The organism is Cobetia sp. PDI-23MA (genome assembly GCF_059507735.1).
On sequence record NZ_CM183352.1, the window covers coordinates 3332298 to 3346903 of the forward strand.

12 protein-coding genes are annotated in these 14606 nt (G+C 63.8%); 5 read left to right on the top strand and 7 right to left on the bottom strand.

Translation table 11 applies throughout. The features are described from left to right. Positions 1-275 precede the first annotated feature (275 nt). The gene (der, locus tag AC5WNJ_RS14195; RefSeq protein ID WP_495930012.1) at positions 276-1700 is read left to right on the top strand and encodes a ribosome biogenesis GTPase Der; all 1425 of its coding nucleotides are present in this window, start codon (positions 276-278) and stop codon (positions 1698-1700) included. Positions 1701-1874: 174 nt separating this feature from the next. Here the strand turns inward: der and AC5WNJ_RS14200 are convergent, their stop codons facing one another. Beyond that, positions 1875-2738 carry an ATP-binding protein gene (locus tag AC5WNJ_RS14200; RefSeq protein WP_495930013.1) on the bottom strand — a complete coding sequence of 288 codons (864 nt, stop codon included), beginning with the start codon at positions 2736-2738 and terminating at the stop codon, positions 1875-1877. 237 nt (positions 2739-2975) lie between these two features. Between AC5WNJ_RS14200 and AC5WNJ_RS14205 the strand changes: the two genes are divergently transcribed. Next, positions 2976-3815 (top strand): M48 family metallopeptidase, encoded by an 840-nt coding sequence (locus AC5WNJ_RS14205; RefSeq protein WP_172978723.1) that lies wholly within the window; start codon positions 2976-2978, stop codon positions 3813-3815. A gap of 375 nt (positions 3816-4190) precedes the next feature. Next, positions 4191-5378 (top strand): EAL domain-containing protein, encoded by a 1188-nt coding sequence (locus AC5WNJ_RS14210; protein WP_176677911.1) that lies wholly within the window; start codon positions 4191-4193, stop codon positions 5376-5378. 225 nt (positions 5379-5603) lie between these two features. Here the strand turns inward: AC5WNJ_RS14210 and AC5WNJ_RS14215 are convergent, their stop codons facing one another. Both AC5WNJ_RS14215 and AC5WNJ_RS14220 read right to left on the bottom strand, forming a co-directional pair. After that, positions 5604-7865, bottom strand: coding sequence for an ATP-binding protein (locus AC5WNJ_RS14215; RefSeq protein ID WP_495930014.1), 2262 nt, complete (start codon positions 7863-7865; stop codon positions 5604-5606). Further along, the gene (locus AC5WNJ_RS14220; protein WP_495930015.1) at positions 7765-8418 is read right to left on the bottom strand and encodes a putative pterin-binding protein; all 654 of its coding nucleotides are present in this window, start codon (positions 8416-8418) and stop codon (positions 7765-7767) included. Before AC5WNJ_RS14220 ends, AC5WNJ_RS14215 begins: the two co-directional genes overlap by 101 nt. Positions 8419-8615: 197 nt before the next feature. On the opposite strand from AC5WNJ_RS14220, the gene AC5WNJ_RS14225 reads away from it, so the two are divergent. Continuing rightward, positions 8616-9332, top strand: a complete 717-nt coding sequence (locus AC5WNJ_RS14225) for a response regulator transcription factor (protein ID WP_495930016.1) — start codon at positions 8616-8618, stop codon at positions 9330-9332. A 181-nt stretch (positions 9333-9513) separates the two neighbouring features. Here the strand turns inward: AC5WNJ_RS14225 and aroE are convergent, their stop codons facing one another. From aroE to tsaC, 3 genes are all read right to left on the bottom strand, one after another. Next, positions 9514-10347, bottom strand: coding sequence for a shikimate dehydrogenase (gene aroE / locus AC5WNJ_RS14230; protein ID WP_495931058.1), 834 nt, complete (start codon positions 10345-10347; stop codon positions 9514-9516). Positions 10348-10390: 43 nt separating this feature from the next. Then, positions 10391-11311: an oxygen-dependent coproporphyrinogen oxidase gene (gene hemF, locus AC5WNJ_RS14235; RefSeq protein WP_253064555.1), complete on the bottom strand. Its 921-nt coding sequence runs from the start codon at positions 11309-11311 to the stop codon at positions 10391-10393. A gap of 179 nt (positions 11312-11490) precedes the next feature. Beyond that, positions 11491-12072: an L-threonylcarbamoyladenylate synthase type 1 TsaC gene (tsaC, locus tag AC5WNJ_RS14240; protein ID WP_153636528.1), complete on the bottom strand. Its 582-nt coding sequence runs from the start codon at positions 12070-12072 to the stop codon at positions 11491-11493. Between the two features lie 303 nt (positions 12073-12375). Here tsaC and AC5WNJ_RS14245 point away from each other — a divergent pair, with 303 nt between their 5' ends. After that, a complete protein-coding gene (locus AC5WNJ_RS14245) occupies positions 12376-13260 on the top strand; it encodes a 5'-nucleotidase, lipoprotein e(P4) family (protein ID WP_495930017.1) in 885 nt (294 codons plus the stop codon). Positions 13261-13319: 59 nt separating this feature from the next. Here the strand turns inward: AC5WNJ_RS14245 and dprA are convergent, their stop codons facing one another. After that, positions 13320-14600 (bottom strand): DNA-processing protein DprA, encoded by a 1281-nt coding sequence (gene dprA, locus AC5WNJ_RS14250; RefSeq protein ID WP_495930018.1) that lies wholly within the window; start codon positions 14598-14600, stop codon positions 13320-13322. Positions 14601-14606 lie beyond the last annotated feature (6 nt).

The following is a 14606-nucleotide window of genomic DNA, read 5'->3' on the forward strand; positions in this document are numbered from 1 at the left end:
TCGACTGACGCCTCCCTCGCGTCGGTAGAGCCACAGGATTCAGCCACGAGATCATTTCCGCGGAGAGTGCCAAGGCTCGCTCCGCGGGCCATACTGGAGACGGGCCTCGTCCGGCGCCTGCCGACGACGCGCTCCAGTGACCCAAGTCCGATATCATCGCTATCGCCCTGCCTGCACAAGGTGCTTTCCAGCCGTCATGGTTCGAAGCAGACCGGTTCGAAGCAGACCGTACGGGGCCGGCATCGATGCTATCCCTGCGAATGCTGCGAGATTCCATGAACCCCGTGATCGCCCTGGTCGGCCGCCCGAATGTCGGCAAGTCGACGCTATTCAATCGCCTCACCAAGACCCGTGATGCTCTGGTCGCCGATTTCCCCGGCCTGACCCGTGACCGCAAGTACGGCACCGGCAAGGTCGGCGGCAAGCCCTACACCGTCATCGACACCGGCGGCATCAGCGGTGACGAGGAAGGCATCGACCTGATGATGGCCGGCCAGTCCCTGGCCGCCATCGACGAAGCCGACATCGTGCTGTTCATGGTCGATGCGCGCGCCGGTCTGAACATGGCGGATGAGGCCATCGCCAACCATCTGCGCGTCAACCAGAAGAAGACCTGGCTGGTGGTCAACAAGACCGACGGCATGGACGAGGAGATCGGCAAGTCCGACTTCTGGACCCTGGGTCTGGGTGACCCGCGCGCCATCGCCGCCGAGCATGGCCGCAACGTCACCACACTGCTGGAAGAGGTGCTCTCGCCCTACCCTGAAGTCGAGGAAGGCGAAGACGAGGACCTGCACCCGGAACTGGACGATCGCGGCGTGCGCATCGGCATCATCGGTCGCCCGAACGTCGGCAAGTCGACGCTGGTCAACCGCCTGCTGGGCGAGGAGCGCGTGGTGGTCTTTGACCAGGCCGGCACCACCACCGACGCGGTGGAAATTCCCTTCGAGCGTCGCGGCAAGCCTTACCTGCTGGTCGATACCGCCGGGGTCCGTCGTCGCAAGAACGTGCGCGAAGTGGTGGAGAAGTTCTCCATCATCAAGACGCTGGAAGCGATCAAGAAGTGCAACGTCGCCGTGATGGTGCTCGATGCCCGCCAGGGGCTGGTCGAGCAGGACCTGCACCTGCTGGACTTCGTGCTGACCAGCGGCCGCGCGCTGGTGCTGGCGGTCAACAAGTGGGATGGCCTGGAAAGCGAAGCCAAGGAGAAGATGCGCTCCGAGATCAAGCGTCGTCTGGGCTTTGCCGACTACGCTGACCTGCACTTCATCTCCGCGCTGCACGGCACTGCGGTGGGTGACCTCTACCCGTCCATCGACCGCGCCTTCGAAAGCGCCGTGGCCCGCTGGTCGACCAAGCGTCTGACCACCCTGCTGCAGGACGCCACCCAGGCGCACCAGCCGCCGATGGTCAACGGCCGTCGCATCAAGCTGCGTATGGCTCACCAGGGTGGCGCCAATCCGCCGCTGATCGTGGTGCACGGCAACCAGACCAACCGTCTGCCGGAAGCCTACAAGCGCTACCTGACCAACACCTTCCGCAAGGTGCTCAAGGTCAAGGGTACGCCGATGCGTTTCGAGTTCCGCTCCGGCGACAACCCCTTCGATGGCGCCCAGGGGGCTGACGACCGCGAACGCGCGAAAGAGCGTTCACTGGCGCGCACCAAGGAAGCTCGCAAGGAGCGCAAGCAGCGCCGTTGATGGCGTGATCTGCGCCCGTGCATGATGGCAGGCCAGCGAATCCGATCCGCCAGCCTGCCCCATGAAAAAGCCGCCCCTGCAGATGACTGCAGGAGCGGCTTTTTCATGTCGCGAGCACTGATGTTTCAAGCATCTCATGCGCCGCAATCATCTCAAGGGCGTCAAGCACCAGGCTCACGCCTCCAGCGTCTTCTGCCCCGCCCAGAGGTTGGCGAACTGCCAGGCGGCACGCCCGCTGCGCACCCCACGCTGGGTGGCGTAGCGCAGCGCCTCGCCACGCGCCGCCTCATCGAAGCTGCCCGCGCCGAGACGCCATTCCACCCAATGCTGACAGGTCTCCAGATAAGCATCCTGATTGAAGGGGTGGAAGGCCAGCCACAGGCCGAAGCGGTCCGACAGCGAGATCTTCTCTTCCACCGCATCACCGTGATGCAGCTCGCCATCGACGATATGGGTGGCCTGATTGTCGCTCATGTGCTCCGGCAACAGATGACGACGGTTGGAGGTGGCGTACAGCAGCACGTTCTCCGGCGGGCCGGTCAGGGTGCCATCCAGTACACTCTTGAGCGCCTTGTAGGCGTCATCACTGCCCTCGAAGGACAGGTCATCACAGTAGACAATGAAGCGATGCGGCTGCTGAGCCAGCTCGGCGACCAGCGCCGGCAGTGCCGGCAGGTCGTGGCGATCGATCTGGATCAGACGCAGCCCCTCACGGCCCAGGGTATTGAGCAGCGCGCGGACCAGCGATGACTTGCCGGTGCCACGCGCGCCCCACAGCAGCGCATGGTTGGCCGGCTTGCCCGCGAGGAAGGCACGAGTGTTGGCCAGCAGCTCACGCTTCTGGCGTGCGATGCCGAGCAGGTCCTCGAGTGTCAGGGCGTCACGCAGCGCGATCGGCGTCAGGCGCCCTCCCAGGGGGTGGCGAGTCCACAAGGCGGCGACATCGCGTGTCCAGTCCACTTCGACAGCCGTCGGCGGCAGCATCGGTTCGAGTCGGTCCAGCAGATGCGAGAGGCGGCGTTCAAACTCTGGCGACATGATGATTCCCTGTCAGATACATGGGGTCCGGGCCGTGGCAGGCCCATCAGATCACGCCCAGTATCTCATGCCCGGCGGCCCCGTCTGGCCTGACGATGCTGTGATCTCAGCAACGTATCATTTCACTGACTGCACCACTTCGCCTATCCGGTTATGCTGTCTGCACGTTTCTTGCACGTTCAGCGTCGCCCTGCCGTGCGCTTGAAGATTGTCACGTCATCTAGCCAGGAGGCCCCAATGCCAGGATTGCTCGATCTCTCATCTCCCCGCGCCCTGCGTCGTCTGCTCCCGCTGGCGGCCCTTGCGGCGTCCGTCACCCTGAGTGCCTGCGCCAGCTCTCCGCTGGGCCGCAGCCAGCTGACTCTCTACTCGGACCAGGAACTGGAGAAGATGGGAGAAGCCAGCTTCAGCAAGTACCAGCAGGAGCTGCCGGTGGTGGAAGGACGTCAGGATGCCTACGTCAGCTGCGTGGCAGATGCGGTGACCGCCAAGGTGCCCGCCAGCTATGGCATCAGCGGCTGGCAGGTCAAGGTATTCGAGGATGAGTCCGCCAATGCCTTCGCGCTGCCGGGCGGCTATATCGGCGTCAACACCGGGTTGCTGGAGGTCGCCGAGAATCAGGACCAGCTGGCGACCGTCATCGGCCACGAGATCGCCCACGTGCTGGCGCGCCACGCCAACGAGCGCGTCTCGACCCAATCGCTGACCTCCGCCGGGCTGTCGCTGACCCAGGCACTGGCAGGCCTCGAAGGTACCGGTGGCGATCAGCTCATGGGCCTGCTGGGCATGGGCGCGGAATACGGCGTGCTCAAGCCGTTCTCGCGCTCCCACGAGTCCGAAGCCGACCTGCTGGGGCTGGACCTGATGGCCGAAGCCGGCTTCGACCCGCGCGCCAGCATCAAGCTGTGGGCCAACATGAACGCTGCCGGAGGCGCGCAACCTCCTGTGTGGATGTCGACGCACCCGAGTGATGAGCAGCGCATGGCGGCCCTCAACGAGCGCCTCGAGACCGCTCTGCCGACCTATCAGCAGGCCCGCGCCGCCGGCGAGAAGCCCAACTGCGATCGTCTGCGCTGACCCCGCCCGTGTGGCGTGGCTTGACCAGTCTCAGGCAACACACGCCCGCGCAGTCCCGGAGGCAACCCGGGGCTGCGCGGGCGTGTGACGACTTCCCTCCTGCTACCCGCCTCTTCCTTGTTTGATAACCCCCCTCCCCGCCTCTTGCTGGCTCCCCCTGGCGGCCTCTCCCTGGCTGACTCACGCTACCCGCTTTCTGATTCATCGACCTGACAGCTCGAATGTAAAAAGACGCCGTCAAATGTGTCGATATCCGCGAATCATGTAACCGCATTGCTAATCTGGGATCACCTGCTCGCCTGCGCACTGCCCATGCAGACACTTCATGCACAGCGGTGTGAGCGTATTCCCGACACTCGCTTGAGGATGCCTTATATGACTCGACACGCACTCATCATCGACGACGATCCGGATTTTCGTGAGCTCATCAGTGGGCTGCTTTCCGCCCATGGTTTCGACTGCACGCAGAGCGAAGGGCTGCAGGACATCGCCTGCAATCCCGCCTGCCTGGAGACGGACCTCATCCTGGTGGACTACGAACTGGGCGACTTCACCGGCGATGATGTGCTCGGCTATCTGCGCGAACGCAATGTCGAGGCGGGCATCATCCTGATGAGCGCCTGTCACAACGACGACATGCAAGCGATGGTCGCCAGGGGCAAGCGCAGTGGCCTGGAGATGCTGGGCCAGCTCGGCAAGCCCTGCGACATCATGCACCTGGCCTCTCTGCTGGCAGAGCTGGACAAGCAACGCAATCCGCTGTCACTCGATGAACTGGATGATGCTCTGACCGAGCGCCAGCTGCATCTCGTCTATCAGCCCAAGATCGACCTCGCCAGCGGCCGGCTCAGCGGCGCGGAAGCTCTCGTGCGCTGGCAGCATCCTCTGCGCGGCATGGTCATGCCCAACCAGTTCATCGCCCTGGCGGAACGCACCAACCGTATCGAGGCACTCACCTGGCAGGTCATCGAGCATGGTTTCCGCCAGCAGGGCCAATGGCAGTCCCAGGGCCTTCACCTTGATCTCGCGCTCAATCTGTCACCCCAGCTGCTGCGCACCCGCGACATGCTGAAGACGCTGGATGCGCTGGCCAGTCAGCATCATGTCGATCCGCACTCCATCACGCTGGAACTCACGGAGAGCTGCGGGATCGACTGCCTCACCTACGCTCGTCACCTGCTCAATGCCATTCGCGACCGCGGCTATCGCCTGGCGCTGGATGACTTCGGCACCGGTTTCTCCTCGATGATGCAGCTCTACAACCTGCCGTTCGACGAATTGAAGATCGACCAATGCTTCGTCGGGCGCAGCGACAGCCACCCGGAAGCGCGCGCCATCACCCGTACCATCGTCGAGCTGGGCCAGCGTCTGAATCTCGCCGTGGTCGGCGAAGGCATCGAGACCGCGGAACAGCGCGATTACCTCTGCGATACCCGCTGCAATATCGGTCAAGGCTATCTGTTCGCACGCCCCATGCCCGTCACCGATTTCAATGCCTGGAGCCGCTGCCCGCCCAGTGCCGTCAATGCAATCAGCCAGCGCCACACCTCCGCAGTCCATTGAGGAGGCTGGCGTCCCGCCGCAGCGCAGGACAGACAGCGGGAATGCCACAACACCCCACGACACAGACGCCACCCATGTCGCCATGGGTGGCGTCTGTGTCGTGAAAGCCAGGATGAATCGTGAAGGCCAGGATGAAGAGAGCGAAAGAAGGCGGGAACGGGAGAACCAGAGGGACGGTAGTGGAATGCTGTCGGCTATCTATCACGCCATCACGTCCCAATACCGTCAGGAGAACAGATAGCCCTCTGCGAGGAGGCTGTCCCGCGTCGGCATACTCAAGGAGCGCAATGTGGCGACATGCTGGTGTACCTCGGGCAGATCCTCACTGATCACCGCCTCCTCCAGCGCCTTGGCGCCACTGGCTATGCCGCTGCATCCCAGCGAGGCTGACGCCCCCTTCAGGGAATGTGCCTCGCGCTTGAGCTCGGTGAGATCCCTCTGCTTCAGCAAGGTCACCATCACGTCGAGGCGTCCATCGAGGCGCGTCAGGTAATTGCTCAGCAGTCGTGAATAGGCCTCGCCACTCAGGGTCTTGAGCAGCTCCTGACAGGTCGCGTGCTGCAGCAATGACGGCGCAGCATCAGACAGAGCGCGCGCGGCTGAGTCGTCAGTTGCTACATCGGGCGCCGGAGCAGCGTCGATCTGCGCGTCCTGATCTTCAGCCGCTGACGATCTGACGCCATCATCGCCTGGTGCCTGCATGACGGTAGTCCGCTCGCCAGCCGAAGCCTCTGGCTTCTCTGACGCAAGCGCATTCTGCTGCGAATCAGAGGCCTGCAAATCAGAGGCCTGGACCAGATACTGTTGCAGTACCCGATGCAGATCATCACGCGTGAAGGGTTTGTGCAGCACCCCCTGCATGCCGGCATCGATACAGCGGCGGGCATCCTCCTGCATCACGTTGGCGGTCATCGCGATGATCGGCAGACGAGCGCTGGCGGGTTGCTCGGCCTCGTGCTGACGCCAGCGACGTGTTGTCTCGACGCCATCCAGTACCGGCATCTGCATGTCCATGAACACCAGATCGACATCGTTGCCAGCCTGCGCAAGCCATTCGAGTGCCTGCTCACCGTCTTCCACCACCGTGACCTGCTGTCCCAGATACTCGAGCATGGCCCGCGCCAGTGACTGATTGACCTCGTTGTCTTCCACCACCAGCACGCTTGCATGGGGCAAGGGCGCATCTCCCACCGCCTGCTGCGGGCAAGCCTCGGCGACGGTCAATACCGGCAGCGGCACGCGGCACCAGAAGCGACTGCCGAGCCCGAGATGGCTCTCGACGCCGATCTCGCCGCCCATCGCCTCCACCAGTCGCTTGCAGATGGCAAGCCCGAGCCCGGTGCCTTCATGTCGACGCGCAATCGAGGTATCCACCTGGGTGAAGGGGGCAAACAACTGGCTCACCTGGTCGGCGGCGATCCCGCAACCGCTGTCGTGAACCTCGAAATGAAGCGTCTCGCCGTCTTCCAATGATGCCCTCAGCCGGATGGTGCCCTGGGGACAGAACTTGAAGGCGTTGTTGAGCAGGTTGGTCAGTACCTGACGCAGGCGATTGACATCCCCCTTGACCCAGACAGGCAGATCATCGGCACGTTCTTCGAGGAAGATGCGCGAGCATCCCTTGCCGGCACTGCCTGTCTGGCGATGGTAATGCGCGGCCAGGGAATCGAGGAATTCGGGCAGTGAGAAGCAGCGCTGATCCAGCTCCAGCTTGCCGGCTTCGATCTTGGAATAATCCAGCACATCATTGATGACGGCCTGCAGGCTCTCGGCACTCTGGCGCAGCATCGCCAGATATTGCTGGCCACGCCGGGTCGAGACTTCCTCGCCGATGAGGTCCGACACACCGACCATGCCATTGAGCGGGGTGCGAATCTCATGGCTCATGATCGCCATGAATTCCGACTTGGCACGACTGGCCGCCTGCGCCAGCTGCACCATGCCATCCAGCTCCCGGGTGCGCTCCTCCAGCTTGCGGGTCTTTGAGGCCCGTCCGCGACTCTCGACGATCAGCGCGACCACCAGCACGATGCCGCTCAACGTCATCAGAAGCACCAGCGACAGCGCGAGGGCATACAGGTTGAGTAGCTCCGAGCGCTCCCTGGTGCGCTGGATAGCGGCCTCGGCATTGATGTTGAGCAGCAGCTCGCCGGCCTGCTCCTGAAGCGAGGCAAGCCGGCTGAGTATCTGCACATAGAGGGACGCATCACGCGCCTGACGACTCGCCAGGTCCATGATGGCGCTGTCCAGAACCTCGATTCTGGGCAACATGGCCATCAGCCGGGAATGCAGATCGGGCATCCCCGCCAGCATGCTGCCCAGCTGGTCGCTCTGCAGCAACTGCACCCGGCTATAGAGGATGTCGAGCCGCAACAGCAGCTCGCTGTCATCCATCAAGGCGGGCGGCGTCGGGGTCTTCTGTTCCTCGGCCACCACCATGCGCAGCTCGCGCACTTCCCTGTCGAACTGATAGACGTTCAATTTCAATGCGCTTCACCTGCCAGACAGAGCGGGTCATGATTTCCTCGTTGAGGAGATCCGGCTGCTCACTGAAGGGGTAGATGATGAAGATGGGGCCATTGTCGCGCACACGCAGTCGCTTGCCATCGACTTCCATGGCCAGTATCACCGGATGATCGAAATAGTCCTGCACCGGCGCGCTGGCGGAATAGTCATTGAGCGCCACGATACGCATGGTGCCATCCTCGACGCCCACCGCCTCCATCAACGCTGAACCGAGCGGACCGCTGAAGCTCACTTCGCCGTCATGCCAGGGGGTGGTGGTCACGGTTTCCCGTTGCGTCAGCGCCATGAGCATGGCGCGATCGAAATGCGCCTCGCCTCCGGCGTTGGTATGGGTAATATCCCCGGTGACGCGCAACACCACCGGCCCCTGCGGTGCCTCCAGGGCCATGGCGAAGGGGGAAAACGACAGTGTCAGCAGCAGAAGCCAGTGGCGTATGCGAGGTAACGCCGTGGTGAGGCAGCGCAGGAGAATGAGAAGCGGCATAAGAAGACTCCAGGGGGCATGGACAGCCATGGATGACGGCCGGAGATTCACCGTCTCGTTTCATCCTCACCACTCACGCGCCAACAGCGGCAACGTGTCATAAAGTAGCGAAGGGGATGAACGCGAGTATATGTCGCCTTCGTCCTGCCAAACGTGAACCATTGTGACGCGGTCTCACGCAAGAGACGCGTAGACTGCTTGCGATACCCACCCGGGGAGGCAGCGACATGCAAATCGGCATTCTGGAAGATGATCATGATCAACGTGATTACCTGACCCTGTGTCTCGAGGCCCAGGGACATGAGCTGGCAGGCTTCGAGCGCGCCAGCCAGTTGTTGCGCGCGCTGCGCGAGCGCAGCTTCGACCTGCTGATCATCGACTGGCAACTGCCGGATGCCTGCGGCATGGAGCTGACGCGCACACTGCGCAGCGAGCACGGCTGGCGGGGGCTGATCCTGTTCATCACCGCAAGCCAGGGAGAGGAGGATGTCGTGCATGCGCTTCAGCACGGCGCCGATGACTTCCTGGCCAAGCCTATCCGCCCTGCCGAGCTCACGGCGCGCGTGGAAGCGCTGGGCAGGCGCTTCGTCACCTCCGACACCCATTACCTGCAGCCCAAGGTGGCCATCAGCGATCAATATCGGATCGAGCCGGATGAATACACCATCTGGTGCGGCGAGGAGCCGGTCGCCCTGACCCAGCGCGAATATCAGCTGGCCTCCCTGCTGCTGCGCCACGTCGGAGAGCTTTACTCACGCGCCTACCTGCTGGAGATGATCTGGGGAGTCAACGGAGACATCTCGACCCGCACGGTCGACACCCACGTCAGCCGCTTGCGGCGCAAGTTGGGACTGAACGGCAGCCGTGGGCTCAGGCTGAAAAGCGTCTATCAGTACGGATATCGGCTCGAATCCTGTGCCACGGCCCCCGTCAAGAGCAGCTGAGCGCCAACAGCGAGGGTGTGAGCACGCTGGATCATGGCCAACCAAAAAGGAGCGGGGGACTCTGTCGAGTCCCCCGCTCCTTTTTCATCGTCTGTCGTCTGACTGGTCGGCTAGCGGGTCATCTGGCTGCCCGTCTGGCGGCCATCTGAATCGACGTGCATGCCCGGCAAGCTCCCGCGGATCACCCCTCCGCCAGCATCCTGCGCAACATGTTTGCCACGGGCTCTGTCTCCGGGCGCTTGTGACGCCACAGGAAGTAGGACTCGGCCGCCTGCTCCACCAGCATGCCGAGACCATCCTCGACCCGCGCACCGCGCTCGCTGGCCCAACGCATGAAGACGGTCGGCTCGGCGGCATACATCATGTCGTAGGCGAGCGCCTGCGGAGAGAACAGCGAATCCGGCAACGGCGGCAGCTCGCCGCCCAGCGATGCGCTGGTGCCATTGATGACCAGATCGAACTGGCCCTCGATGGCCGCATAGCTGCCGCCGGACAGCAGGCAGCCTTCCCCCGCCAGGTCGGCGAAGTCCTCGGCCAGCGCACTGGCCTTGGCAACGGTGCGATTGGCGATCACCAAGGCCGCCGGCTGCCTGGCCAGCAGGGGCTCCAGCACACCACGCACGGCGCCCCCCGCGCCGAGAATCAGGATGCGCGCCCCCTTGAGCGGTGCCTCGAGACGTTCGAGATCACGGGTCAGGCCGACACCATCGGTGGTATCGCCGTATAGCTGACCCGTCTTGCCGAGCATCAGCGTATTGACGGCGCCGGCGCGGCGGGCACGCGGGCTCAGCACATCGACCAGCCGGAAGGCCTGCTCCTTGAAGGGCACGGTAACATTCGCCCCCTGGCCACCTTCGGCGACGAACTCGGCCCAACCGGCCGCGAAGTCACCGACCGGCGCCAGTCGTGCCTCATAGCTCAGCGAATCCTTGAGCTGCTCAGCGAAGGTGCGATGAATCAACGGGGATTTCGAGTGGGCAATCGGGTTGCCTAATACAGCGTAACGGGACATCAGGACTCCGGGACAATCACAGAAAAGCGTCAGGTCAATGCGGCGATCAGGCTTCTTCGCCCAGCCAGTCGCGGGCATGCAGGAAGTCGCGATACAGTACCGCTTCGGCACTGCCTTCCTCGGGCTCGTAGCCGTACTCCCAGTGCACTACCGGCGGCATCGACATCAGGATCGACTCGGTGCGTCCGCCGCTCTGCAGGCCAAACAGCGTGCCGCGGTCCCAGACCAGGTTGAACTCCACGTAGCGCCCGCGGCGATAGAGCTGGAAGTTGCGTTCACGCTCGCCATAGGCCGTCTCGCGGCGGCGCTCGACGATAGGCAGATACGCCTCAAGGAAGCTGTCGCCGACGGATTGCTGGAAGGCGAAACAGCGCTCGAAGCCCCACTCGTTGAGGTCATCGAAGAACAGGCCACCCACGCCCCGCGTCTCGTCGCGATGCTTGAGGTAGAAGTACTCGTCACACCAGGCCTTGTAACGCGGATAGACATCACTGCCGAAGGCGATGCAGGCATCATAGGCCGTCTGGTGCCAGTGACGCGCGTCTTCTTCATGCGGGTAGAACGGCGTCAGATCGTAGCCGCCCCCGAACCACCATACCGGCGCTTCGCCCTCCTTCTCGGCGATGAAGAAGCGCACATTGCCATGGCTGGTCGGCACGTGCGGGTTGTGCGGATGCAGCACCCAGCTGACCCCGACGGCGTGGAAGCTGCGACCGGCCAGCTCCGGACGTACCGCCGTCGCGGAAGCCGGCAATTCATGTCCGAAGACATGCGAGAAATTGACGCCACCCTTCTCGAAGACGCCGCCATTCTCGATGACCCGTGAGCGACCACCGCCGCCCTCGGCGCGTTCCCAGCTGTCTTCACGGAAACTTGCCTGGCCATCGCAGGCTTGCAGCGCCTCGCACAGGCGGTCTTGCAGATCGAGCAGGTAGACCTTGACGTCTTCGAGATTGGCGTGGGCCACGATGCCTCCGGTAGAACGGGAATGAATGATGACGGGGCGACACCCGTCGTTGGCCGCTGCTGGCGGTGAACTGCCAGCTTACCGCGACACGCTGCGCTCGGCAGGCCGAAAAATGCCCCTCTTGGGCACCTGGATGACGCGGCACTGATCTGGATCAACCCGAGCGGCGATCCTGCTGCTCAGGCGCGCAGTACCTTGCCGGTCGCGAGATCACGAATGGTGCTGGGACGCGGGTTGCCACCGAGCGGCCCCTCGAGGATCACGTCATTGACCAGCGCGTCGCCGAAGGCGTCACGCACCTCGTCTGCAGTCATGGCAGGCGACTCGCCGGCGCGGTTGGCCGAGGTCGACACCAGCGGGCCACCGAAGGCGGCGCACAATGCCTGGACCAGCGGATGATCGGTCACGCGCACGGCCAGGCTGACGTGTTCACCGCGCAACAAGGGGTGCGCACGGCCATTGTCAGGCACCAACCAGGTATAAGGTCCTGGCCAGCTGGCCAGCAGCTGCTCACGCTGCTCGACGGTAACTCCCGCCAACCAGGGTTCCAGCTGAGCGATATCACCGGCGATCAGGATCAGGCCCTTGGCGGCGTCACGGGACTTGAGCTTGATCAACCGTGCCAAGGCCTCACCATCGTCGGGATCACACCCCAGCCCCCAGACGGCCTCGGTGGGATAGGCAACGATGCCCCCATTGCGAAGACAGGCAGCGGCGCCGTCGAGGGCACGCTGATCCAGCGAAACATCACTGACATTCATGATCTGCTCGAACTCCTAGCTGCGGCAACACGATGGCGGCGATTCTAGCACGCTCACCGGCGCGAGACCGACGCTGCACATCGACGCAACACGGCGTCGCGCCGGGGTGGCATAGGCGCACCGCCCGGTTCACGGCATGATGAAGGGGTCCATCGCCCTCAGGGTATTGCGAAACTGACGCAAAGGCTTGTTTCAAAAGACTATCGAGGTCATTTGGACACTTTGCTGGACAGTCTTCAGCGCCGGGCCTGGTGGCGTTCCGCCACTTTCCCTCCCTCTTTTCTTCAGACAAGGATGTGATCCATGCGTCGCGCTTTCTCACTGACCACCTCAGCCGCTCTACTGCTGGCATTGTCAGGCTGTGCCAGCTCTGGCACCCAGACACCGACAGCGCCGGCGCCACGCCCTGCCCCGCTGCAGGATGCCGCAACGCAGGCGCCCTTGAGCGACCAGGCCATGCTGGCGACCCTGTGGATACAGCGCAGCGCGGAGTTTCATGCCCTGTCACTGCAGGCCTTCAACGTGGCCCACGACCGCCTGAATCTGGCGCTGGCACGTCGTCACGCACAGGACAAGCCGCTGGCGGTGGTCGTCGATGTCGATGACACCGTGCTCGACACCACCAGCTACGGCGGCTGGGCACTGCGTGAAGGCCGCACCTACGACGGCCAGAGCTGGGCTGACTGGGTGGATGATGCCGTCTCCACGGCTTCACCGGGCGCCGTGGCGTTCCTCAACTACGCTCACGAAAGCGGCGTCGATGTCTACTACATCACCAACCGCAAGGCGCTCAGCAAGCAGGCCACCATCGCCAATCTTGCCGCGCTGGGCTTCCCGCAGGCCAATGCCGAGCACGTGATGCCGCGCACCGACAGTTCCGACAAGACCGCGCGCCGCGCGCGGGTCACGGCCGAGCATGACATCGCGCTGCTGATGGGCGATAACCTCGGCGATTTCGATCAGGCCTTCCAGCAGTCCACCACCCGCGCACGCAATGCCGAAGTTGCTCGCCAGGCGGATCAGTTCGGCCGTCGCTTCGTGCTGTTGCCCAATCCGACCTACGGCGAGTGGGAAGGCGTGCTCTACGATGGCAACTGGGGTGCCAGTGAGCACGAGAAGCGTGCCATGCGTGATGCGGCGCTCAATGCCTGGCAGCCCGAGAGCGGCACGGTCAACCAGGGCAAATGAGTTCAGGGTGCCGGCCTCTCGGATCATCACTGCCAGGCCAGCAACATTAGCTCAGAACCTCAGAGCCGCTTCCAGCCACCCGGCGCCTGCATGATTCGCCCCTCGAGCTCCAGTTCCAGCAACTGCATGCTCAGCTCGCTGACCGAGGTGCCACTCAGCTCGACCAGCTTGTCCAGCGCCAGTGGCACCGCCCCCAGAAAGCATAGCGGCGCCGTCTCCTGACTCACAGGCGGCGTGGCTGCCTGCAAGACTGGCATCTCGAGCGATGGCAGGGGCAGTGACGATTCAGCGTCGCGGGTGGCTGAACGATTAGCTGAGCGAGAGGTTGAAAGAGAGCCCGTAAAGACGGCAGCGGGCTGTGTGGATGACGCCACCCGGGCCTGCGCTGACGACTGCTCGGTCGAGTGCGCCGGCAGCAGGTGCTCGAGCTCCGCCAGCATGTCATCGACGTCGCGTACCAGCGTCGCCCCCTGACGAATCAGCTCCAGACAACCGCTGGCGGTGATGTCTTCGATACGCCCCGGCAGCGCGAACACCTCGCGATTCTGCTCCACCGCCAGCCGAGCACTGACCAGTGAGCCACTGCGCAGCGTGGCTTCGACCACCAGCACGCCAAGTGACAGACCGGTGATCAGCCGATTGCGGCGTGGGAAATGACGCGCATGCGCGCCGGTGCCAGGTGGATGCTCCGAGAGCAGCAGGCCGCCACCCTCCAACAGCCGTTGGCGAAGATGATGATGCTGAGCGGGATAGACCACATCGACCCCACAGCCAAGCACCGCCAGCGTCGAGGGGTTGGCCGCATAGTCATGTGCGCCGAGGCGCGCTGACGCCGCCAGGGCTCCCTGATGCGCCGCGGCATCGACTCCCAGCGCCAGCCCACTGGCAACACTCCAGCCACGAGAGACCAGCTCAGCCGCGAAGTCATGTGCATGCCGCAGGCCTGCATGACTGGCCTTGCGTGCGCCGACGATGGCCAGCATGGGCAACTCAAGCAGCGACTGACGCCCCAGCGCCCAGAGCGCCAACGGCGGGTCCGGCAGGGTATCAAGCATGGCGGGCCACTCGGGGTCAGCGGGGGTGAGCAGATGATAGCCCTGCGCCGGCGCATGCCAGGCTAGGTCTGTCATCACCTGCTGATAGAGCGGCGAGGATTCGGGGCGCTCGCACCAAAGGCGCAGCGGTGCCGCCAGGCGTGGCGGCAGTATGGCCAGCCAGCCCTGCGGCCAGTCGGCACGCTCACGCAGCTTGGCCGCGGTATGCGTGCCAAAGCCCGGCAGGCGCGCCAGAAAGACGAAATCCGCCCGCGAGGGGCCGCGCTGTTCGACATCGATCGACACGCCACA

Excerpts from the sequence above, each read along its gene's own strand:
- der (WP_495930012.1), top strand. The coding sequence starts at position 276 with ATGAACCCCGTGATCGCCCTGGTCGGCCGCCCGAATGTCGGCAAGTCG.
- AC5WNJ_RS14200 (WP_495930013.1), bottom strand. The coding sequence starts at position 2,738 with ATGTCGCCAGAGTTTGAACGCCGCCTCTCGCATCTGCTGGACCGACTC.
- AC5WNJ_RS14205 (WP_172978723.1), top strand. The coding sequence starts at position 2,976 with ATGCCAGGATTGCTCGATCTCTCATCTCCCCGCGCCCTGCGTCGTCTG.
- AC5WNJ_RS14210 (WP_176677911.1), top strand. The coding sequence starts at position 4,191 with ATGACTCGACACGCACTCATCATCGACGACGATCCGGATTTTCGTGAG.
- AC5WNJ_RS14220 (WP_495930015.1), bottom strand. The coding sequence starts at position 8,418 with ATGGCTGTCCATGCCCCCTGGAGTCTTCTTATGCCGCTTCTCATTCTC.
- AC5WNJ_RS14225 (WP_495930016.1), top strand. The coding sequence starts at position 8,616 with ATGCAAATCGGCATTCTGGAAGATGATCATGATCAACGTGATTACCTG.
- tsaC (WP_153636528.1), bottom strand. The coding sequence starts at position 12,072 with ATGAATGTCAGTGATGTTTCGCTGGATCAGCGTGCCCTCGACGGCGCC.
- AC5WNJ_RS14245 (WP_495930017.1), top strand. The coding sequence starts at position 12,376 with ATGCGTCGCGCTTTCTCACTGACCACCTCAGCCGCTCTACTGCTGGCA.